The organism is Stenotrophomonas sp. SMYL11 (assembly GCF_036320005.1).
GTDB lineage: Bacteria > Pseudomonadota > Gammaproteobacteria > Xanthomonadales > Xanthomonadaceae > Stenotrophomonas > Stenotrophomonas maltophilia_A.
This window is the reverse complement of record NZ_JAWIRS010000001.1, coordinates 203,605-223,871: the sequence shown is the minus strand read 5'-3', so window position 1 is coordinate 223,871 and position 20,267 is coordinate 203,605. Positions and strand designations below refer to the sequence as shown.

20 protein-coding genes are annotated in these 20,267 nt (G+C 66.8%); 15 read left to right on the top strand and 5 right to left on the bottom strand.

All coding sequences use genetic code 11. The features are described 5' to 3' along the window. Positions 1-8 precede the first annotated feature (8 nt). The 4 genes from V3B46_RS01050 (at position 9) to V3B46_RS01035 (ending at position 3,342) form a co-directional block, all read left to right on the top strand. On the top strand, positions 9-422 hold the full coding sequence (locus V3B46_RS01050; protein WP_005409874.1) for an ExbD/TolR family protein: 414 nt from the start codon (positions 9-11) through the stop codon (positions 420-422). 39 nt (positions 423-461) lie between these two features. Next, positions 462-1,127: a cell envelope integrity protein TolA gene (gene tolA, locus V3B46_RS01045; protein WP_262229347.1), complete on the top strand. Its 666-nt coding sequence runs from the start codon at positions 462-464 to the stop codon at positions 1,125-1,127. Between the two features lie 41 nt (positions 1,128-1,168). Further along, positions 1,169-2,914 (top strand): putative porin, encoded by a 1,746-nt coding sequence (locus V3B46_RS01040; RefSeq protein ID WP_329890893.1) that lies wholly within the window; start codon positions 1,169-1,171, stop codon positions 2,912-2,914. Between the two features lie 98 nt (positions 2,915-3,012). Beyond that, positions 3,013-3,342 (top strand): hypothetical protein, encoded by a 330-nt coding sequence (locus tag V3B46_RS01035; RefSeq protein WP_049409507.1) that lies wholly within the window; start codon positions 3,013-3,015, stop codon positions 3,340-3,342. A 28-nt stretch (positions 3,343-3,370) separates the two neighbouring features. Here V3B46_RS01035 and V3B46_RS01030 read toward each other — a convergent pair whose 3' ends face one another. The 4 genes from V3B46_RS01030 to V3B46_RS01015 all read right to left on the bottom strand — a co-directional run bounded on the left by V3B46_RS01030 (position 3,371) and on the right by V3B46_RS01015 (position 6,169). Next, positions 3,371-3,769, bottom strand: coding sequence for an OsmC family protein (locus tag V3B46_RS01030; protein ID WP_329891185.1), 399 nt, complete (start codon positions 3,767-3,769; stop codon positions 3,371-3,373). Positions 3,770-3,853: 84 nt separating this feature from the next. Next, the gene (locus V3B46_RS01025) at positions 3,854-4,495 is read right to left on the bottom strand and encodes a hydrolase (RefSeq protein ID WP_329890892.1); all 642 of its coding nucleotides are present in this window, start codon (positions 4,493-4,495) and stop codon (positions 3,854-3,856) included. Between the two features lie 55 nt (positions 4,496-4,550). Then, a complete protein-coding gene (locus V3B46_RS01020; protein ID WP_100472748.1) occupies positions 4,551-5,231 on the bottom strand; it encodes a hydrolase in 681 nt (226 codons plus the stop codon). A gap of 71 nt (positions 5,232-5,302) precedes the next feature. After that, on the bottom strand, positions 5,303-6,169 hold the full coding sequence (locus V3B46_RS01015) for a pirin family protein (protein ID WP_329890891.1): 867 nt from the start codon (positions 6,167-6,169) through the stop codon (positions 5,303-5,305). A gap of 151 nt (positions 6,170-6,320) precedes the next feature. Between V3B46_RS01015 and V3B46_RS01010 the strand changes: the two genes are divergently transcribed. The 11 genes from V3B46_RS01010 (at position 6,321) to V3B46_RS00960 (ending at position 18,517) form a co-directional block, all read left to right on the top strand. Further along, positions 6,321-7,247 (top strand): LysR family transcriptional regulator, encoded by a 927-nt coding sequence (locus V3B46_RS01010; RefSeq protein WP_329890890.1) that lies wholly within the window; start codon positions 6,321-6,323, stop codon positions 7,245-7,247. 185 nt (positions 7,248-7,432) lie between these two features. After that, a complete protein-coding gene (locus tag V3B46_RS01005) occupies positions 7,433-7,936 on the top strand; it encodes an RNA polymerase sigma factor (RefSeq protein WP_106468198.1) in 504 nt (167 codons plus the stop codon). Positions 7,937-8,018: 82 nt separating this feature from the next. Further along, the gene (locus V3B46_RS01000; RefSeq protein ID WP_329890889.1) at positions 8,019-8,975 is read left to right on the top strand and encodes a FecR family protein; all 957 of its coding nucleotides are present in this window, start codon (positions 8,019-8,021) and stop codon (positions 8,973-8,975) included. 183 nt (positions 8,976-9,158) lie between these two features. Further along, positions 9,159-12,281: a TonB-dependent receptor gene (locus V3B46_RS00995; protein ID WP_329890888.1), complete on the top strand. Its 3,123-nt coding sequence runs from the start codon at positions 9,159-9,161 to the stop codon at positions 12,279-12,281. Positions 12,282-12,335: 54 nt separating this feature from the next. Beyond that, positions 12,336-13,100, top strand: a complete 765-nt coding sequence (locus tag V3B46_RS00990) for a Slam-dependent surface lipoprotein (RefSeq protein ID WP_154263688.1) — start codon at positions 12,336-12,338, stop codon at positions 13,098-13,100. A gap of 90 nt (positions 13,101-13,190) precedes the next feature. After that, complete coding sequence (locus V3B46_RS00985; RefSeq protein ID WP_329890887.1) at positions 13,191-14,645, top strand: surface lipoprotein assembly modifier; 1,455 nt, start codon at positions 13,191-13,193, stop codon at positions 14,643-14,645. Positions 14,646-14,781: 136 nt separating this feature from the next. Next, positions 14,782-15,186, top strand: a complete 405-nt coding sequence (locus V3B46_RS00980) for a response regulator (protein WP_329891184.1) — start codon at positions 14,782-14,784, stop codon at positions 15,184-15,186. 9 nt (positions 15,187-15,195) lie between these two features. Beyond that, positions 15,196-16,791 (top strand): sensor histidine kinase, encoded by a 1,596-nt coding sequence (locus V3B46_RS00975; protein WP_329890886.1) that lies wholly within the window; start codon positions 15,196-15,198, stop codon positions 16,789-16,791. Positions 16,792-16,861: 70 nt separating this feature from the next. Beyond that, positions 16,862-17,203 carry a type II toxin-antitoxin system prevent-host-death family antitoxin gene (locus tag V3B46_RS00970; RefSeq protein WP_005413623.1) on the top strand — a complete coding sequence of 114 codons (342 nt, stop codon included), beginning with the start codon at positions 16,862-16,864 and terminating at the stop codon, positions 17,201-17,203. A 3-nt stretch (positions 17,204-17,206) separates the two neighbouring features. Further along, on the top strand, positions 17,207-17,833 hold the full coding sequence (locus tag V3B46_RS00965; protein ID WP_329890885.1) for an ATPase: 627 nt from the start codon (positions 17,207-17,209) through the stop codon (positions 17,831-17,833). Between the two features lie 84 nt (positions 17,834-17,917). Then, positions 17,918-18,517, top strand: a complete 600-nt coding sequence (locus tag V3B46_RS00960) for a hypothetical protein (RefSeq protein ID WP_329890884.1) — start codon at positions 17,918-17,920, stop codon at positions 18,515-18,517. An 84-nt stretch (positions 18,518-18,601) separates the two neighbouring features. On the opposite strand, the gene proP is transcribed toward V3B46_RS00960, so the two are convergent. After that, entirely contained in the window at positions 18,602-20,089 is a 1,488-nt protein-coding gene (gene proP, locus V3B46_RS00955) for a glycine betaine/L-proline transporter ProP (RefSeq protein ID WP_329890883.1), read from the bottom strand. Between the last annotated feature and the right edge of the window lie 178 nt (positions 20,090-20,267).

The window sequence follows — 20,267 nt, the reverse complement described above, 5'->3', positions numbered from 1 at the left end:
GGCGCGCCATGGGCCAGAAGGCGAAGTTCGGCATCAAGAAGCGCGAGAAGGGCATCAACGTGACGCCCTTCGTCGACGTGCTGCTGGTGGTGCTGGTGATCTTCATCCTGACCAGCAACGCCTCCATCCCCGGCATCGAGGTCAACCTGCCGAAGGCCAGCAACAGCGTCGCGCTGGAGAAACCGAAGACCAAGGCGATCACCATCGACCCTAGTGGACAGGTGTTCCTGGATGCCTACCCGGTGACAATGGCCGAGCTGGAAGACCGGCTGCGTACCGAGCGCGCGACCACGCCGGATTTCCCTGTGATCGTGCGCGGTGATGCGCAGGTGCAGTACGCCCGCGTGGTCGAGGTGCTGGACCTGCTGCGGCGCCTGGAGCTGGCCCAGGTCGGCCTGGTCACCGGCAAGGCGCAGGGCTGAGGCATGACGGCCCATCAACCCCCTCGGCCGGAGCCCGGCATGCGCGGTCGGCAGTTGCTGGTGACGGTGGTGCTGGTGCTGGCCGCGTTGCTGGTGCTGGGCATCGCGGTGTGGTGGCTGTTGTTCAAGGACACCGCCAGCACCCGTCGGCCGGTGGTGCAGCCGCCGATGCTGGCGCTGCCACCGCCGCCTCCGCCGCCACCCCCGCCACCGGAAAAGCCGCCAGAGCCGGAAACGCCGCCGGAAGAAACGATGCCCGAGCCGGAGCCGCTGGATCAGCCGACGCCGGCCGAAGAGCCGACGCCGACGCCGGACAACGCCGATCCGGTGACGATGAATGCAGATGCGCAGGCTGGCGGTGACAACTTCGGCATCCAGTCCGGCAGTGGCGGTGGTTCGTCCGGCGTCGGCCGTGGCGGCGCCGGCAATGCCACCTATGGGCGCTACCTGGGCTACCTGATGCAGCAGGCGATCTCGCGCGACGACAAGGTCAAGCGCCTGGCGTTCCAGCTGCAGGTGAATGTGTGGCTGGCCAACGACGGCCGCCTGGAAAAGGTCGAACTGGTGCGCGGCAGTGGCAACGAGGAGGCCGACGCGGCCGTGCTCGATGCGCTGCGTCGTATTGGCAAGGTTGACCAGGCACCGCCGCCGTCACTCGATTTCCCCGCCCGCGTCCTGATCCAGGGCCGCCGGCCCGGGGCCTGACTCCGACTTCCGTGATTTCCCTTCTTTCGATGAGAACCGTGATGAACGACCACGTCCGCGCACGAACCGACTCCCGCCGCCCGCGGCCGGCCCGACGGGCGCTGCTGTGCTGCGCCGTGCTGCTCAGCCTGGCCGCCCCGGCCGGTGCGATGGCGGCTGAAACCACCATGGTCAAGCTGATCAAGGGCCTGATCGCCAGTGGCGCGCTGAAGCCCGAAGACGGCCAGGCGCTGCTGGTGCAGGCCGAGGCTGAAGCAGCGGCCGCGCAGCGCACTGCAGCCTCCGGGAGCGCGGCCGCCAGCGGTGGCGTGGCCCTGGAGGCCGGCGACGTGCGCGTGCCGTACGTACCGCAGAGCGTGCGCGACGGCATCCGTGACGAGGTGCGCCAGGACGTGATGGCACAGGCGAAGTCGGAAGGCTGGGCGGCACCCAACGAAGTGGCCGAATGGACCAAGCGCATCAAGGTCACCGGTGACATGCGCGTACGCAGCGAGTCGCGCTTCTACTCCGAGCGCAACAGCGATATCGTGAGCAACTGGGCGTCGATCAACTCCGGCAGCGGCTTCGATACGAACAGCAACACCAACCTGCAGTTGCCGCCCTTGTTGAACACCCGCCAGGACCGCCGCAACCTGTGGCGCATCCGCGCCCGCCTCGGCATCGAGGCGATGATCGGACAGCACACCACGGCCGGCGTGCGCCTGGCCAGCGGCAGCAGCAATGGCCCGGTGTCGACCACCGAGCAGCTGGGCGGTGGCCTGAGCAAGAAGGACGTGTGGCTGGACCAGGCCTGGCTTGCCTATGCTCCGGCCGGCTGGGTGACGGTGCGCGGTGGCCGCTTCGGCAATCCGTTCTGGACCAGCGATACGCTGTTCTCCAACGACCTCAACTTCGACGGCCTTGCCGCCAACCTGAAGCATGACTTCGACGGTGGCGGCGTTGATCTGTTCGGCAACCTCGCGGTGGTGCCGCTGGAGTACACCTCCGACAATTCGCCGAACCGCAACCAGGTCAAGACGCCCAACGAAAACAAGTGGCTTTCCGGTGCGCAGGTGGGCGTGAACTGGCGCTTCAACGACGAAAATTCGCTGCGCGCAGCGCTGGGCTACTACGACTTCAAGAACATCAGTGGTCGGCTGTCGTCGCCGTGCGCGTTGTTCTCGGGCGTCGATGGCTGCGACACCGATTGGTCGCGCCCGGCGTTCATGCAGAAGGGCAACACCCTGATGCTGATCCGCGACATCGCGCGCAATCCGCTGGATCCGGCCAACACGCCAACCCCGCAGTATGTCGGCCTGGCCTCGGCGTTCCGCCTGGCCACGCTCAACCTGCGCTGGGATACGCAGCTGGCGCAGGGCGTCGGTCTGCGCCTGGATGGCGACTACATCCGCAACCTGGCCTACGACAAGCAGGCCATGTTCAACCGCGCCAACGGCGGCATCGTCAACAACTACGGCGCCGGCGGCACCGCCAGCATCGATACCTTCCGCAGCGGCGACACCGCCTGGATGCTGCAGGCCACCTTCGGCGCCACTGAGCTGAAGGAGAAGGGCCAATGGCAGGCGCTGCTGGGCTACAAGCACATCGAGGCCGACGCGTTGCCCGACGCCTACAACGATTCGAACTTCCACCTGGGCGGCACCAACGCCCGTGGCTACTACGTGGGCGGCGCCTATGCGCTGGATGCGCGCAGCTGGATCAGCGGCAAATGGATGGCGGCCAAGGAAGTATCCGGGGCACCGCTGTCGATCGACGTGTTCCAGCTGGAGTTCAACACCGGCTTCTGAGTGGCGGGCGTGATTCGGTTCACGTAGCGCGTGGCGGGGGCGCAGCGATGCGCCCGTCTAAGGAAAGGAGACCACGCGTTGTTCAAAAGGAGGAGTGGATGAGCCGTCGCAAGTTGTTCGAGAGTCCCGAACCGTCCAGCCAGTCCCTGGGCATCGGGCCCGCCTACGTCTCGGTGGAGGGGCTGCGCCAGCATCTGGCCGAGTTCCTGCTGTATGCGGGCCGGCCGGTGGTGATCATGCGCGGGCGCAGCGAAGTGGGCTATTTCCTGCCGGCGCGCTGCTGGCGTCAGCGTGACGATGATCCGCTGGCCGCCGCCGCCGCCGACCAGCTGCTGGATGCGGCCGGTTTTCAGGCAGAAGACATCCAGCAGGTGGAGCAGGAATTCAACGCGATGCGCCAGCGCACCGTGCTGCACTCGCGGCGCTGATGTAGATCCACGCCCTGCGTGCATGGGGTTACGCTGCCACCCCGCGTTCGCTGGTGATGCGCGCGCCCTCGCGCATCACCAGGGTCACTGGAGTCTTCTCCACCACTTCCAGCAGGCGCTGCCATTGCGCATCGCTCAATTCGGCGCTGGCATGCAGCACGCGGTGCACATGGAAGCGTCCATCCGCGTCGCGTTCCGAACGCAGCTCGGCATGGAACTCACCCAGTTCCCAGCCCTTGCGCTGCGCATACATGCGCAGGGTGATGGCGGTGCACGCCGCCAGCGAGGCCAGGTACAGATCGAACGGAGCGAAACCCTTGCCCTGGCCACCCAAGGAGGCGGGCTCGTCCGCATCCACATCAAAGCTGCCATTGCTGATGTGGTGCAGGTAGTTGTCGGCGGTTGAAACAATGCGTGCGTAGGCCATCACGTTCTCCATCTGTCTGTAGCGTCGAGCCATGCTCGACTGCTCCCAACGGCGGCGCCAGCCATGGCCAGCGCCGCCACCCAATCACTCGGTACGATCGTACGAGAACTGGATGCCCGCAGTACCACCGGTTTCAATGAAGAGGTTCATGAAGGCCGGCACCGTTTCCGAGCGGGCCCAGTCGCGCTGCAGTTCACAGAACAGCTGCGGCACGCTGATCAACTGGCCACCGGCCTGTTCGATGCGGCGCAGCGCGGCATCGTGCGCGGCCAGCGAAGTGCCGCCGACGGCGTCGACCACCACGTACACCTCATAGCCTTCCTTCAACGCATCCAAGGCCGGAAAAGTCAGGCAGGCCTCGGTCCACAGCGCGGTCATGATCAGCTTGCGGCGGCCGGTGGCTTCCACCGCCTTGCGGAACTCGACGTCCTCCCAGGAATTGATGGTGGTGCGGTCGTAGGTAGGGTAGTCACCCAGCACCTTGCGCAGCTGCGGAATCGGCGGCTTGTTCAGGCCGGTCTTGACGTTCACCGTCGAATGCACGATCGGCAAGCCATAGGCCACGGCGGCTTTGGCGGTGCCTACGATGTTGTTCACCAGCAGCTGGCGGTCCATCGAGGCGATGGAGTTCACCTGCACCGGCTGGTAGTCGATGATGATGAAGGCGGAATTCTGCGGGGTCAGCAGGTGGTCGCTGGCCGGGTCGCGGATCGGTTCACTGCACATGATGGGTCTCTGGTTGGGAGGAGTGCCGGCAGCGGGCCGGCACCCCGGGGCCAGCTCAGCTGCGCTGCGAATCCAGCTGCTCGTGGTTCTTCTGCACGTCCTGCGCCTTCAGGTAGCTTTCGATCAGCAGCTGGTAGTTCGGGAAGATCTTCGTGTAGACCTCGGCCCATTGCTGGGCATCGTCGCGGTTCCAGCTGCGCTGGATCTCCGAGGCCACCGCGGCGGTGTCCATCGGCACGACGCCGGCCTGCACCACGCGGGCCAGGGTGATCTCTTCGGCCATCTTCGAATAGGTGCCCGAGGCATCGATCACCGCGAACACCTGGTAGCCATCGGCCACGGCGGCGATCGACGGAAATGCCATGCACACGCTGGTGATGGTGCCGGCGATGATCAGCTGCTTGCGGCCAGTAGCCTTCACTGCGGCAACGAATTCCGGGTTGTCCCAGGCGTTGATCTCGCCCTTGCGTGCCACGTACTGCGCATGCGGTGCAGCCTCGTGAATCTCCGGAATCAGCGGCCCGTTCGGACCCTGTGGGACCGAGGCGGTGGTGATCACCGGCATCCTGGCCAGCGTGGCCATCTTCGCCAGCGCCGTGGCGTGGGCGCGCACGCTGGTGAACGGCATGTCACCGATGGTCTGGAACAGGCCGCTCTGGTGGTCGATCAGCAGCATCGCGGCGTTGTCCGGGTCGATCACCGGGCGGGCACCGTTGAAGTTGGCGGGGGTACTCATGGTCAGTCTCCTGGGGAAGGTGGGCGATGGCCCATTGGCGCGGCGGGTCATCGCCCGCCGCGCGGAAGCGCTCAGTGCGCGATCTGGCCGAAACGGCCGCTGTTGAAGTCGTTGACCGCCTGTGCGATCTCGGCCTGGCTGTTCATCACGAACGGGCCGTAGCCCACCACCGGCTCGTCGATCGGCTCGCCGCTGAGCAGCAGCAGGGTGGCGTCGCTGTCGGCGTCGACGAACACGTCCTCGCCGTTGCGGTCGAAGGTGACCAGCTGTGCTTCGTCGACCGGTTGGCCGCCGTTGATCCGGACCGTGCCCTTCAGCACCACCACCGCCAGCGTGCGGCCATCGGCCACCGGCAGTTCGGCGTGATGGCCCTGCTGCAGGCGGATGTCCCAGACATCCATCGGCGTGTGGGTACGTGCCGGACCGGCGCGGCCGTCGAAGCGGCCCGCGATGACACGCACGCGGCCGGCGCCATCGGGCAGCTCCACCGAGGGGATTTCTGCGTCGAGCAGGGTCTGGTAGCCCGGTGCGCCCATCTTGTCCCGCGCCGGCAGGTTGACCCACAGCTGGACCATGTCCAGCGTGCCGCCGCGCCTGCTGAATTCCGGCGTGTGGAATTCCTCGTGGAGGATGCCGGAGGCTGCCGTCATCCACTGCACGTCACCCGGGCCGATGGTGCCGCCGGCCCCGGTCGAATCGCGGTGGGCGACCTCGCCCTCATAGACGATGGTGACCGTCTCGAAACCGCGGTGCGGATGCTGGCCGACCCCACGCGGGGTATCGCTGGGGGCGAAGGTGTAAGGACCGGCATAGTCCAGCAGCAGGAACGGGCTCAGGTGCTGGCCATGGGTGTTGTAGGAAAACATCGAGCGGGCGGGGAATCCGTCGCCAACCCAATGCGGGCGAGGGGCGCTGTAGATGCCGGTGACACGCTTCATGGCGATCTCCTGGCCGGGGCTGCCGGCCGCTGTTCTTCGTTGCAAAGAAGGTATCGCCGCGACAATGGGGCCGGTAGACGCCAATATTTGCCGTCATAGTCCTATCAGGTGAACAATGGTGCAGGCATTGCGCCGCCATAGGAGATCGCCCGTGTTCATCGCAGATATCCGCCGTTGTGACCTCAACGACCTGTTCTACTTCGCCATGGTGGTCGAGCACGGCGGCTTTTCGCAGGCTGGCCGGGCGTTGGCCATGCCCAAGTCGAAGCTGAGCCGGCGCATCGCGCTGCTGGAGGAGCGCCTGGGCGTGCGCCTGATCCAGCGTTCGACGCGGCGCTTTTCAGTCACCGAAGTCGGCCAGGACTACTACCGCCACTGCAAGGCGATGCTGGTCGAGGCCGAAGCAGCCGAAGAAGCCATCGCGATGTCACGCGCCGAGCCGCGCGGCACCATCCGCCTGGCGTGCCCGATCGCGATCCTGCATGCACGCATCGGCACGATGTTGGCCGATTTCCTCGCCCTGCACCCGCAGGTGACGGTGCAGCTGGATGCCACCAACCGGCGCGTCGACGTGGTTGGCGAGGGCGTGGACGTGGCGATCCGCGTGCGACCGCCGCCGCTGGAGGACAGTGACCTGGTGGTACGCGTGCTGGCGCGCCGGGTCTGGTGCACCAGTGCCAGCCCGGCGCTGCTGCAGCGGCTGGGCGCGCCGCAGGTGCCGGCCGATCTGGCAATGATGCCGACCGTCGATCTGGCATCGCCCAGCCAGCAGCATGTCTGGGAATACACCGGGCCGGACGATGTGCTGGCCAGCGTGCACCACCGCCCACGGCTGGTCAGCGATGACATGATTGCGTTGCGTGCGGCGGCGGTGGCCGGGGTCGGGCTGTTGATGCTGCCGCGGATGATGATCACCGATGAGCTGGAGAGCGGGGCGCTGCTGCCGGTGCTGCCTGAGTGGGTGCCGAAACACGGCGTCGTGCATGCGGTGTTCCCGTCGCGGCGCGGCCTGTTGCCTGCGGTGCGTGCGTTGATCGATTACCTTGCCGAGCGTTTCGAGGCGTTGGATGAACCGTAGGCTCCGCATCCACGCATGGCGTGGATCTGGTGGATCCGCCGCCGCCTGGTAGATCCACGCCATGTGTGGATGATCCTGGTGCCGCGCGACGGGCCTTCGCTTGCCGCCTGCGGCCGTGCAGCCCACAATCCATGTCCGGACCGTCGCCATCACGCCCATCATTCCCCGGTCCGGCCTTGGCACCTATGTCTCCCAATGCCCTGGCGCTGGTCGAGCTGCTGATCCGCGAGCGCCGTGCGTTGTCTCGCTTCATCGCGCGCTATCTCGACCCGGCCAGTACCGAGGACACCCTGCAGAACCTGTACCTGAAGGCCAGCAGCGTCCCCGGCGACCCGCCCATCCTGGAGCCGCGCGGCTATCTGTACCGGATGGCCTACCACCATGCGCTCAACCGCAGCCAGGCCGACGCGCGCGAACGCCGCGCGATGGCCGAGTACGCGGTGGACGTGGCGCAGGACCGCCACGACGGCGAGGCCCAGGCGCTGGACCAGGCACAACTGCGCGAGATCACCCAGACCATCCTCGCGTTGCCGGCCCAGGTACGCGAATGCTTCGTGCTCAACCGCTACCTGGGCCTGAGCGAGCGCGAGATCGCCGCCCGGCTGGGTATTTCCAAGAGCCTGGTCGGCAAGCATGTGCTGCGTGCGGCGCTGTTGATCCAGCAGCACCAGCAGGGAATGCATCGATGAGCGGCGATTGCCGTGGGCAGATCGCGCCGGCCGTTGTCACAACAGGAAAGCGCACCCGTTCGTGGTGCGGCAGGCCACAACCATGACCACGTCCGAACCCTCGCCGCGTCAGGCCAGGCAGGCGTTGCGCTGGGTGATCCGGTGCAGTGCAGGCCCGCTGCCGGAACGCCAGCAACGAACCCTGCAGCGCTGGCTGCAGGCCGATCCCCGCAATGCGCTGGCCTGGCGCCGGCAGCAGGCCTTCTGGCAGGGGCTGGATGCCGCCGGGCCCGAGGTGCTGGCCGCGCTGCCCGAGTTGACGGCTGATCACCAAGGGCTGCGTCCGATCGCACCGCGCCGCCGCCTGCCGTGGCTGCTGGCCAGTGCTGCCGCAGTGGTGCTGATGGTTGCCGCTGCACCGCACGCGCTGCTGCTGGCACGCAGTGACCTGCGTAGTGGCGATGCACCGCGCGTGGTGCAGTTGGAGGACGGCAGCACTGCCGTACTCGATGCGGGCACCGCATTGGCGGTCGAGTTCGATGGCCAGCAGCGGCACCTGCGCCTGCTGCGCGGCCAGGCCTGGTTCCAGGTAGCGCACGAGGCTCGCCCGTTCCAGGTGGAGGCGGCGGGCGGCCAGGTGCGTGATATCGGCACGGCCTTCAGCGTGTCGATGCAGGACACCACGGTCGTGACCCAGGTCAGTGAGGGTGTAGTGGATGTGCGCCCAGGCGATGGCAGTGTGCAGCGCCTGCATGCCGGGCAGGCACGTGTATTCCGTGACGGTCGCTGGCTGCAGCCGGTGCAGCTGGAAGATCCCGAGACCATGGCACCGTGGCGGCGTGGCGAGGTCGTGATCGACGATCAGCCGGCAGCGCAGGCCATCGCCGATCTGGCGCGGTACCGTCGTGCCCCGGTATGGGTACTGGGCGGGCAGGGCGCGAGCGTGCGGGTCAGCGGCCTGTTCCACCTGCGGCAACCGGAGACCGCCATCGAAGCGGTGGCCGCGCAGGCAGGACTGCGTGTGCAGCGCTTGCCCGGCGGCGCGCTGGTGGTGTGGTGAGATGCCTGCGGCGCATAGCACGGCTCGCCACATGAAAAAAAACATGAAAAAACCGTGGGCAGTCGCCACACGCGGCTGTCTATAGAGATATAGCCAGAGCGAAACACCGTTTCTTCTCAAGCCAGACACACCACCGGCACCAGATGTGCCCGTGGTCCAGCCACGCTTGAGGAGTTCCTGTCCATGCCGTCCACGGCATCCGCCTGTCATCGTCGCGCCACCGTTCTGGCCCTGGCCGTTTCCACCGCATTGCTGCCGCTGGCCTGGGTGCCGGCCGTGCAGGCACAACCGGCGATCGTCGCGCCGCTGCGCCAGTACGCCATTCCGGAGCAGCCGCTGGCTGATGCCGTACGTGCCTTTGGCCGCCAGGCCGATGTGCAGGTGGTGTTCCGCAGCGACCTGGTGGAAGGCCGCCGCTCCAGTGCAGTAAAAGGCGAGTACAGCCAGATGCAGGCGCTGCAGCAGCTGTTGCGCGGCAGCGGCGTGCGCGCACAGCGCGGCATGGACGGCACCTGGAGCCTGCGGGCCGCAGCGGAGGCGGGTGAAGGGGAAGGGGTGCGGGTGACCGAAACACTGGACGTGGCCGGTCGCCTTCAGTCGGAAGGGGGCGAGGCCCGCGATCGGCGCGGCTACGATGATGTGTTCGCGCTGGACCTGACCACGGCGTATTCGGGGCGCGACCGGGTGGAGCGCTACCGCGGCTCCAACCCGGCCGACGTGGTCAAGGATCTGGTCGGCGTGTTCAGCGGCGATGCGCGCAACAGCGGCGCGCTGGACATCAACATCCGCGGCATCCAGGGGCCGGGGCGGGTGCCGGTCAGCATCGACGGTGGCGAACAGGCGCTCACGGTCTGGCGCGGCTACAACGGCGTCAGCAACCGCAACTACATCGATCCCAACCTGATTGGTGGCATCCAGGTCATCAAGGGGCCAGGGCTGGTGCGCGATGTGCACAGCGGGATCGGTGGTGCGCTGGTGATCAAGACCATCGACGTTGACGACATTGTTGCTGCCGGCGAGCGCTTCGGCGGGGAGCTGAAGATCGAAGGCAGCAGCAATGCGGTGGCCCCACGCCTGCCTCGCCTGCACACCGGCGAGGACTACCGAAACGTACCGGGCTTCCCGCAGGGCTCGCCGAACTCGCCCTATGACGACCGCACCCTGGTGGTGCCGGTGAAGTCGCGCAGTGGCAACAACCCCTTCGATGGCGAGGACCAGGCCTGGCGCCTGGCGCTGGGCGTGCGTGGCGACAACGTCGACCTGATGGCCGCCTACGCCTGGCGCAAGCGCGGCAACTACTTCTCCGGCAGCAAGGGAAGCGCGTACTACGACCAGGACCGGCGCGAGCAGTACGAGTACCAGGGCATCGACTACATCACCACGCTGGCGCGCTACTTCAAGCCGGGCGATGAAGTGCCCAATACTTCCAGCGAACAGGAGTCCTGGCTGGTCAAGGGCAGCTGGCAGATCAATGACGACCAGCAGCTGAAGGCCACCTGGCGGCGTACACTGTCGCACTACGGCGAGATCATGCCGTCGCGCATCCTGTCGGCGCCGGATTATGGTCGCATCCAGTGGCCGCTCAGTCGGGTCGATTCCGATGCCTGGAACCTCGAGTACCGTTTCCAGCCCGCCGACAGTCGTTGGCTTGATCTGTACGCCAACCTGTGGCGCACCGAGACAGACAGCGATACCTACACCGCCGGTGGGTTTCCCAATTTCGCACCGGGCAATCCGGCGTGGAATCCCGGGGTCAGCCCGATCCTGCGCAACACCGCGCTGGCAAATGCGCGCAATGACCGCACCGGCCTGACCCTGAGCAACCGCTTCGCGCTGCATTCCACACTTGACCTGACCGTGGGCGGCAACTGGCAGTACGAGAAGCTGGGTTCGCGCGACCCTTACTTCGGCACGACCGATGGATGGCGCATGTTTCCACGTGCTGGCCGGCGCCAGGAGGGCGAAGGCTATCTCAACCTCGAATGGCGTCCGGTCGACTTCCTGACCCTCAACGCCGGCGTGCGTTACAGCCGCTACTGGGCCTTCGATGATTTCCTGCAGGCGCATCCGGAGCTGCTGACCAAGGGAGTGGGCAGCAAGGAGGCGACGTACCGGACGAATGAGCTGCCCGAGCGGCCGGCCAGCCTGCAAGCGGAGATCGATGCACTGGAGGCCGAACGCGAGTTCTGGGAGAGCATCGGCATGGGTTCGGTGATTGACGATGCACTGCATGGTCTGCTGGCGTACTACGAGACGCCGCAGGCGGTGGAACATCGGCTTCCGTGGTTGCCCGATGCCAACGGCAACTATGCCCGTGCGACCAACCCCTGTCTCAACGGCAAGGTGGCGGCGATACCCGGCGTGCTGCCGATCTATCCCGGCAGCGACCTGGTCTGCAATATCGGCAACACCATGCAGTCGCGGCCGGTGGACGGGCGCAATGACCGCCGCCGCGATCACGCTTGGTTGCCCACTTTCTCGGCCACGGTGAACCTCTCCAAGGCCGCGCGCGTCTACCTGCGCTACAGCGAGGCAGTGCGCTTCCCCAGCATGTTCGAAAGCACCATCGCTTTCTCCAGCAGCCTCAACCCGCTGTACACGCTCAAGCCCGAGCATGCCTACAACTACGAGCTGGGCTACGTGCACAACCTGTCGGGCCTGTTCGGCAACACGGCCGATGCCGACGTCAAGCTGGCCTATTACGTGCACAAGACCCGCAACGTGATCGAGCGCGACGCCTACTTCCTGTTCGACAATATCGACAAGCAGACCATCCGCGGCATCGAGCTGCAGGCACGCTTCGACAACCGGCGGTTCTTCACCGACCTGGGTGTTTCGCGCACGCTGGAAAACGAGGTGTGCGACGAAAGCACGGCAGTGCTGCTGGATGCCAACCGGGGCCTGGTGCCGAACTGCGTGCAGGACGGCTTCGTCAGTGGCTACCTGCTGACCCAGGCGATTCCGAAGTTGTCGGTGAACCTGTCGCTTGGTACGCGCCTGTTCGATGAACGGTTGGAACTGGGCAGCCGCATCGTGCACTACCAGCGCCACGAAAACCCCGACCTACAGGCCTACCGCGACCGGTTGCTGGCCGGTGGCAGCAGCCTGCTGTGGCAGAACGTGCCGTTCACCTGGGGCAACATCACCACCGTCGATGCATACGCGCGCTGGCGCTTCAACGAGCACGCCAGCGTCGAGCTGGTGGGCAGCAACCTCGGCAACCGCTACTACGTCGACCCGGCCACGCGCTCCACGCTGCCGGCGCCGGGCCGCACCCTCAAGCTTGGCATCACCGCGCGCTTCTGACCTCCCGCTTTCAAGCGTTGTACCCGTAGTTCCCACAACCCAAGGAGCAATACCATGAAGATGATCTCCCGCTCGGTTCTCGCCGTTGCCGCCACCTTTGCCCTGGCCGGCGTCGCGCATGCCGCTGACATCGTCGGTGCGGCCAGCCCGGTGACCGACGCCGAGCTGTACGTCGCCGTGGGCGAATCGCAGGTCAACGGTGGCCCGCACCAGGCAGGCAAGGCCGGTATCGGCGTCGGCACCGTCTCCAACGCCAAGCCGGTCGATTTCCAGGGCCTGAGCCTGTACTCGGGCACCACCACCGTCAATGGCACCGCTGTGCGCACCCTGGCCATGCCGATCACCGGCGCACCAGGCAGCCATGCCGGCATGGGCCACTTCAACTTCGTCAAGGTCGGCAGCGGCGATGTGTGGTTTGGCGAGTGGTCCAAGGATGGCGCCGCCGGTGGCTTCAACAACCGCCAGGTCTACTTCGTCGGTGACCGTGCCGGCACCACGCTGCCCGCCGGTGTGGCCACCTACAGCGTTGCGGGCCTGAACAAGTTCAACGGCAGCAACCTGCTGTCCGGCACCTTCCGTGCGGACTTCGGCAGCGGCAAGCTGCTCGGCGGCCTGACCGGTGGCGGTCTGGCGATCAACGTCAACGCCAACATCAACGCCGCCAACGCTTCGTTCGCGGGTACCGCCACCGCCAACGGCACTGTTGCCGGTGCCACCCAGGGCCAGTTCTTCGGCGCCAACGCCGCCACCCTGGCCGGTATCGCCACGTTCGCCGGCAACAGCCAGTACGACACCGCCTTCGGCGGCAGCAAGAACTGATCGCCACGCCCCTGACGGGGCAGGGCAGGGACAAGCCGCGATCCGCCAGTCCCTGCTTCGGCCCGCTGCATGCACCACCACGGATCGACCATGCGCCACTCCATCTTCCTTGTCGTACTGCTGTTAGCTGCCACCGATGTGCGCGCCCAGCAGGACGATCTTCGACGCGTGCTTGAACAGGGCACCGACCTGCGCCACCAGCATCAGGACCAGCAGCGCCTGCAGCAGGCCGAGTCGGCGCGGCCGACCATCACCATCGACGGCCAGATGCTGCGCGTGGAGCGCACCGTCGACGATCTCGGCCAGGCGCTCTACCTGTCGCTGCAGCATCAGCAATGGCAGCCCGCCGCCGCGTTCCTCGAGGAGTACATCGAGCTGCCGGGGCATGATCCCCTGCTGCGCCACTATGCGCAGGGGGCGCTGGCGCGGGTCGCCGGCGACCATCGCCGCGCGGCGAAGGAGTACGAAGCGCTGCTGGCGGCGCAGCCGGATTTCCTGCCAGCCCGCCTCGAGCTGGCGCGTGTCTATGCGGAAGACCAGCGCGATCGCGATGCGGTTGCGCTGTTCACGGCCATCGCTGCAGGCATCAATGCCGGTGATCCAGCCACGGCCGGCGTCCGTGCCCGCGTGGACGGCTACCTGAGTGCCCTGCAGGCGCGCCAGCGCTGGAAAGGCGCGCTGTCCGCCGGCCCGGCATGGAGTGACAACATCAACCGCAGCTCGGCCAGTCGCACCTGCCTGTTCGGCGTGGGCGACGCCTGCATCATCGAACGGAAACTGCCCGACGCCCAGCGCGCGGCGGGCCTCGACTACGACGCCAGCCTGGAACGGCGCTGGCTGCTCGGCGGGCATCATGGGCTGTACGTGCGCGGTCTCGCCTTCGGTCAGGCATGGCAAGGGCACAGTGCGTACAACGAGCTCAATGCCAACGTGCAGGCGGGTTACAGCTGGCGTAGTGCACGGCAGACCGTGATGCTTGCCCCCAGCTATGACTACCAGGGCCTGGGCAACCATGCGCTGCAGGGTGGCAGTGGCGTGCACGGAGAATGGCAGTACGCCCTGGATGCGCGCAGCCTGCTCAAGCTGGAGGCCGACTGGAAGCGCCAGCGCTATCGCCAGCAGGGCCTGGCCAGCAACTACGACGGCGAGCTGGCATCGCTGTATGCCACCTGGTTCCGCGCGCTCAATCCGCGCTGGACGGTCTTCGCAGGACTGGATGTCACCGACAGCAGCGCTGCCGCCCCGGCCAACGGCTACCGCCAGCGCGGCCTGCGGCTGGGCGCGGCACGGCAGTGGAGTGGCACCACCGCCACCGTGTTCGTGTCGCTGCGCCACCGCGACTACGACGCCTGGAGTCCGCTGCTGGAGGCGCGGCGTGAGGACAGCGAACAGAACCTGATCGCCATTGTGCGCAGCGAGCGCCTTGCCGTGGCCGGGCTGGTACCCAGCCTGAACCTGCGCTACGCGCGCATCGACAGCAACGTCGGCTGGCTGTACAGCCACGACCGCAGCCTGCTCAGCCTGAAATGGGAGCGGGCCTTCTGAATGCGCCGCTGCAATGCCGCGGTGAACGTGCCGTGGCCGCGACTTTCATCCATCATCACGCGCTCTTGTAGCCCGGTTCGCGCATGCTGCGGGCGTTGCGGCAGAGGTGGGCCGCGTGTATCGAGGAGCGCCGGTCGTGCTGGAAGCGGGCAACAAACCAGAGGGTCTGAAAGGGCTGAGAGTGCTGGTGGCGGAGGATGAATTCGCCATCGCGATGTTCCTGGTGGACTACCTGGAGCTGAAGGGCGCGCAGGTGGTTGGGCCGGCCGGCGACCTGCAGGCCTTGGGGCGGCTGGTGGATGACAACCCCATCGATGTGGCCCTGCTGGACATCAACCTGGGCGGCGAGCAGGTGTACCCGTTGGCCGATCGCCTGGCCGAAGCGGGCACGCCGTTCATGCTGACCTCCGGTTACGACGACAACCTGCCCAGCCGTTTCGCCAGCGCGCCGCGCTGTACCAAGCCTTATCACATCGAAACCCTGGTGCAGCAGCTGGCCGGGCTGGTGGCGGCGCCGCAGGTTTCTGCGGGCATCGCCTGATTGCGCGGCATGTCGCGCCGCATCGAAGGCCTCCAGGCCGTCGGCCCTCGGGGCGCCATGCCGCCGGCACCGCGCCTGCATGCGCGCCACGATGGCATGGCCGCACGCATCGCCCGCCATGACTGGTCGTCCACACCACTGGGCGCCTGTGAGCAGTGGCCGCCCCACCTGCGCGCCACCGTCGACCTGATGCTGGCCCACGGCTTCCCGATGATCGTGCTGTGGGGCGAACAGTTGGTGCAGCTCTACAACGACGGCTATGCCGAGATCCTGGCCGACAAGCATCCTGGCGGACTCGGCCAGCCGACCCGCGAGTGCTGGCCCGAGGTCTGGCACATCAACGGGCCGATCTACCAGCGGGTCTGGCAGGGTGAGACCATCACCTATGAGGACAAGCTCTATCCGCTGGCGCGGCGGGGGCGGTTGGAGGATGTCTGGTTCACCATCACCTACAGCCCCATCTGCGGAGAGGAAGGCCGCATCAACGGCGTGCTGGTGACCATGTTCGAGACCACCGCGGCGCACGTTGCGCAGGCGGCCCGCGAGCGCGAGGAGCGCAAGCGCCGGGAAAGCGATCGCCGGTTGGCGCTGGCATTCAAAGTGCTGCCGGTGGGTGTCTGCATTGTCGACGCCGAAGGCCGCCTGCAGCTGTCCAATGATCAGATGCGTGCTTACCTGCCCAGTGGCAAGGTGCCCTCGGCCGATGCAGAGAACCAGCATCGCTGGCGCGGCTGGCATGCAGACGGTTCGGCCATCGGCCCCGAGGACTTCGCCATCGCCCGGGCGTTGCGGGGCGAGACGGTGGTTCCGGGCCTGGAGTTCCAGTTCACCCATGATGACGGGCGCGCACGCTGGACACGCGTCGCGGCCGCGCCACTGCGCGATGCAGACGGCGAAGTAACCGGCGTGTTCGCCATTGCCGTGGACATCGACGATCTCAAGCGGGCCACCGAGCGCCAGTCGGTGTTGCTGGCCGAACTGCAGCACCGGGTGCGCAACATCATGTCGACCATCCATGCCATTGCCTGGCGGACCCGCGAGTCGGTTGGCAGCGTGGATGAGTACGCCGAACGCCTGTGCGGGCGGCTGATGTCGCTGGCGCGCACGCAGAGCCTGCTGACCCGTGGTGCCAACGCGGGGGTCTGCCTGCGCGGCATGCTCGACGAAGAGATCGCGGCACAGACACCGGCAGCGGCCGCCTACCGCCTGCAGGGCGAGGACGTGCTGCTGCCGCCGAAAGCAGCCGAAGTACTGTCCCTGGCGATCCACGAGCTGGCGACCAATGCCCTGCGGCATGGCGCACTGACCCATGAGGATGGCCGGATCGAGGTGACCTGGGATCTGCAGGTTCAGGCCGGCCAGCCATGGCTGGGCCTGCACTGGTGCGAGCGCCATGCCGAGGTGGAGGACTGGGAGCTGCCCCGCCAGCGCGGCCTGGGCCGGGCGCTGATCGAGCAGCGCGTGCCGTACGAGCTGGCCGGCAGCGGCGAGCTGCGCTTTGGCCCGCAAGGCCTGGATGCCTGGATCCGCTTCCCGTTGCGCCAGCGTGACAGCCTGCTGCAGACCGATGCCCCGGGCGCGGCGGCGGACGATTCCGGCAGGTAAAAGTCCATTTATCCCCAATTGGGCCAAATTGGGCATAATGGCCACAACTATCCCCGTCTGGAGCCGTGCCATGACCCTGCCGCTGGATCTGCCTGGCCTCGAAAAGGCCCCGGCCTCGTCGGTGAAGACCCGTGGCTGGCCGAGCCTGATGCGCACCGTGCGCGAGAAGCAGGCACTGGTCATCACCAACCACAATCATCCGGAAGCGGTGATCGTGGATATCCGCACGTATCAGGAGCTGCTGGCCAAGGCCGCCGGCGGTGACGCCGGTGAGCGCAGTGAAGAACTGCTGCGCCTGCGCGGTGAGTTCGACCAGACCCTGGCCAGCCTCCAGCGCGGCGAGGGGCTGGGCAAGGTGCTGGGCCAGCCGATCCGCCGTGGCCGCAAGGTCACCCTCGGCCGTCCGCTCTGAACGATGGGGCGGATCCTGGTGCTGGCCGGCGTCAATGGCGCCGGCAAAAGTTCGCTGCTGGGTACCTGGCTGGAAGCCGAAGGACTGAGCTGGTTCAACCCCGATTCGTTCACCCGCCGCCTGGTCGAGGCTGGCTGGCCGCTGCCCGAAGCCAATGCCGAGGCCTGGCAGGAAGGCACCCGCCGCCTGCGCCAGGCCATGGCCGATGGCACGGACTTCGCCTTCGAGACCACGCTGGGTGGCACCACCATTCCGCGCCTGCTGCGCGAGGCCTGCGAGCACCATCACGTCGCGATCTGGTTCTGTGGCCTGGCCACGGTCGAGCTGCATATCGCCCGCGTTGCGGCACGGGTGGCTGCCGGCGGCCATGACATCCCGGTGGAGAAGATCCACGCGCGCTTTGATTCGGCGCGCGAGAACCTGCTGGAACTGCTGCCACACCTTGCCGAGCTGCATGTCTACGACAACAGCGCTCCTGCCGACGCCGACGGCTGCGTTGAGCCGCTACCGGTACTGGTGATGGCACAGGGCCAGATGCAATACCCGGTCTCGGTTGCCGAGCTGCTGCATACGCCAGACTGGGCCAAGCCCATCGTAATGCGTGCGATTGAGTTGGACACCCCGCACTAGATCCACGCCGTGCATGACTTGCGCCACCGGAGCTGCGGTTAGACTGACCGCAGCATCAAGGAGGATGACACGCACGGACCTGCAATGCTCCGCTCGCCCCCGATCCGTCTGGCGATTTCCGCGCTGGCGCTGTCCTGCCTGCCGGCGATGGCCGCGTCGCCCGCCGCCAAGCGACCATCGCCGCCCAGCCTGGTACAGGCCTACCTCGCCGCCGAAGCCAACCTGCGGCTGATTCCCGGCGACGACATTGAATCCGATTTCCGTCCGGTGTGGACCGCTGTTGCCGACCTCGATGGCGATGGCCGTGCGGAGGTCGTGTACTTCTACACGTCCACCTACACCGGCGGCAGCTTCGCGCAACGCAATGTGGTGGCGGTGATGACGGCGCTGACGGCGAACGATCCGCGCGGCCAGGAGAACCCGAACAGCCTGTCGCCGGTGGAAGCAGAGGACTATGCCGCCATCCGCCAGTATGGCTATGGTGATGATACCGGCATCCAAATTCCTGGCGCGGTGCAGTCGATTCGAATCGATGGTAACCGGATCATCGTTGCCTTCACGGTTACCGCGGGCGCAACGGTCTGCGAAATTCCCCGCGATTTCCGCCACGTCTGCCCGCCGGGGGGTCACTACACCTGGACACTGCGCTGGACGCAGGGAAAGCTGACCCGCGTCAAGAAGTAGCGCCAGGCAGCGCCGGGCGTATCCGCCCGGCGCCACTGACTCTGTAGATCCACGCCATGCGTGGATCGCGTTCTGCGCCCAGCCTCAGGCCGGCTTCACCTGCTCAGGGTCCGCAACGTCCGGCAGCGGTGGCAGGGTCGGGTCCACCGTCACCGGTGCATCGCTCATCAACAGCGCAGCGGCTTCCTTCCTGCAGCCGACCGCCGGCGGTGAACCGCGCAGCGGCAGGCCGGCGGTCTCCTTCACGAACAGCATGGTCACCAGGCCGATCACTGCTGCGCCCATCAGATAGTAGGCCGGCACCAGCGGGTCGCCGGTACGTTCCACCAGCCATGCCGTCACCAGTGGCGTGGTGCCACCGAACAGCGACACCGACACGTTGAAGGCGATCGACAGCGCGCTGTAGCGCACCGGGGTATAGAACAGTGCCGGCAGCGTGGATGGCATCGAACTGGTGAAGCACACCAGCGCCAGCCCCAGCAGCATCAGCCCGAGGAAGATCAGCCCATCGTTGCCGCTGCCGACCAGCAGCAGGCACGGCACCGCCAGCACCAGCAACGCGATGCAGGCGCCGATGATCATCGGGCGGCGGCCCAGCTTGTCACTGAACAACCCGCCGACGATGTTCAGCGGCATCATCACCAGCATCACGATGATGATCAGCAGCAGGCCCTTGCTCTCGGCGTAGCCCATGGTGACGCTGAGGTAGCTGGGCATGTAGGTCAGCAGCATGTAATCGGTCACGTTGAACACCAGCACCAGGCCCATGCAGACCAGCAGCTGGCGGCCATGTACCTGCAACAGCGCGCCCAGCCCGGGCCGGTCGTGCTCGCGCTTCTCGGCTTCTTCGGCGAAAGCGCGGAATGCCGGAGTTTCCTCCAGCCTCATGCGCATGTACAGGCCGAGCAGGCCGAGTGGGCCGGCCACCAGGAACGGAATGCGCCAGCCCCAGTCCAGCATCTGTTCGCTGCTCAACAGCATGTGCAGTGCGGTGACGGTACCGGCGCCGGCGATGTAGCCGCCCAGCGTGCCGAACTCCAGCCAGCTGCCCATCAGGCCGCGGTTGCGGTCGGTGGAATACTCGGCGATGAAGGTGGCCGCGCCGCCATACTCGCCGCCGGTGGAAAAGCCCTGCACCACGCGGGCCAGCAGCAACAGCACCGGTGCCCAGATGCCGATCCGCTCGTAGGAAGGAATCAGGCCGATCGCAAACGTGCCCAGCGCCATCAGGATCATGGTGAACGCCAGTACCTTCTGGCGCCCATAGCGGTCGCCGAGCGGGCCGAACACCAAGCCACCCAGCGGGCGCACCAGGAACGCCACAGTGAAGGTGGCGAAGGCCGCGATCACCTGTGCGGTGGGATTGCTCGACGGGAAGAACACCTGGCCGAGGGTGACGGCCAGATAGCCGTAGACTCCGAAGTCGAACCACTCCATGGCATTGCCGAGTGCAGCGGCGCCGACGGCGCGCTTGAGCATGGGCTTGTCGACGACGGTGATCTCATCGACCTTCAGGTGGCGGCGGCGTTTGAACCAGCCGAAGTGGGCATGGGAATCGGGCGTGTCCTGCATAGGGGCTCCCTTGTAGGTATGGAATAGGGGAATGGGTGCTGTGGTGTGTCCCGGAAATCGGAAACGGCGATGCAGGCGCAAGTGGCGCAGGGGCATCGGAAGGCGGCGTGGGGGCCGGGGAATGTGTGCAGGCGCAACGCCACGCGCACGGCAAAGCACCGCCGCAAGGGCGGAAACG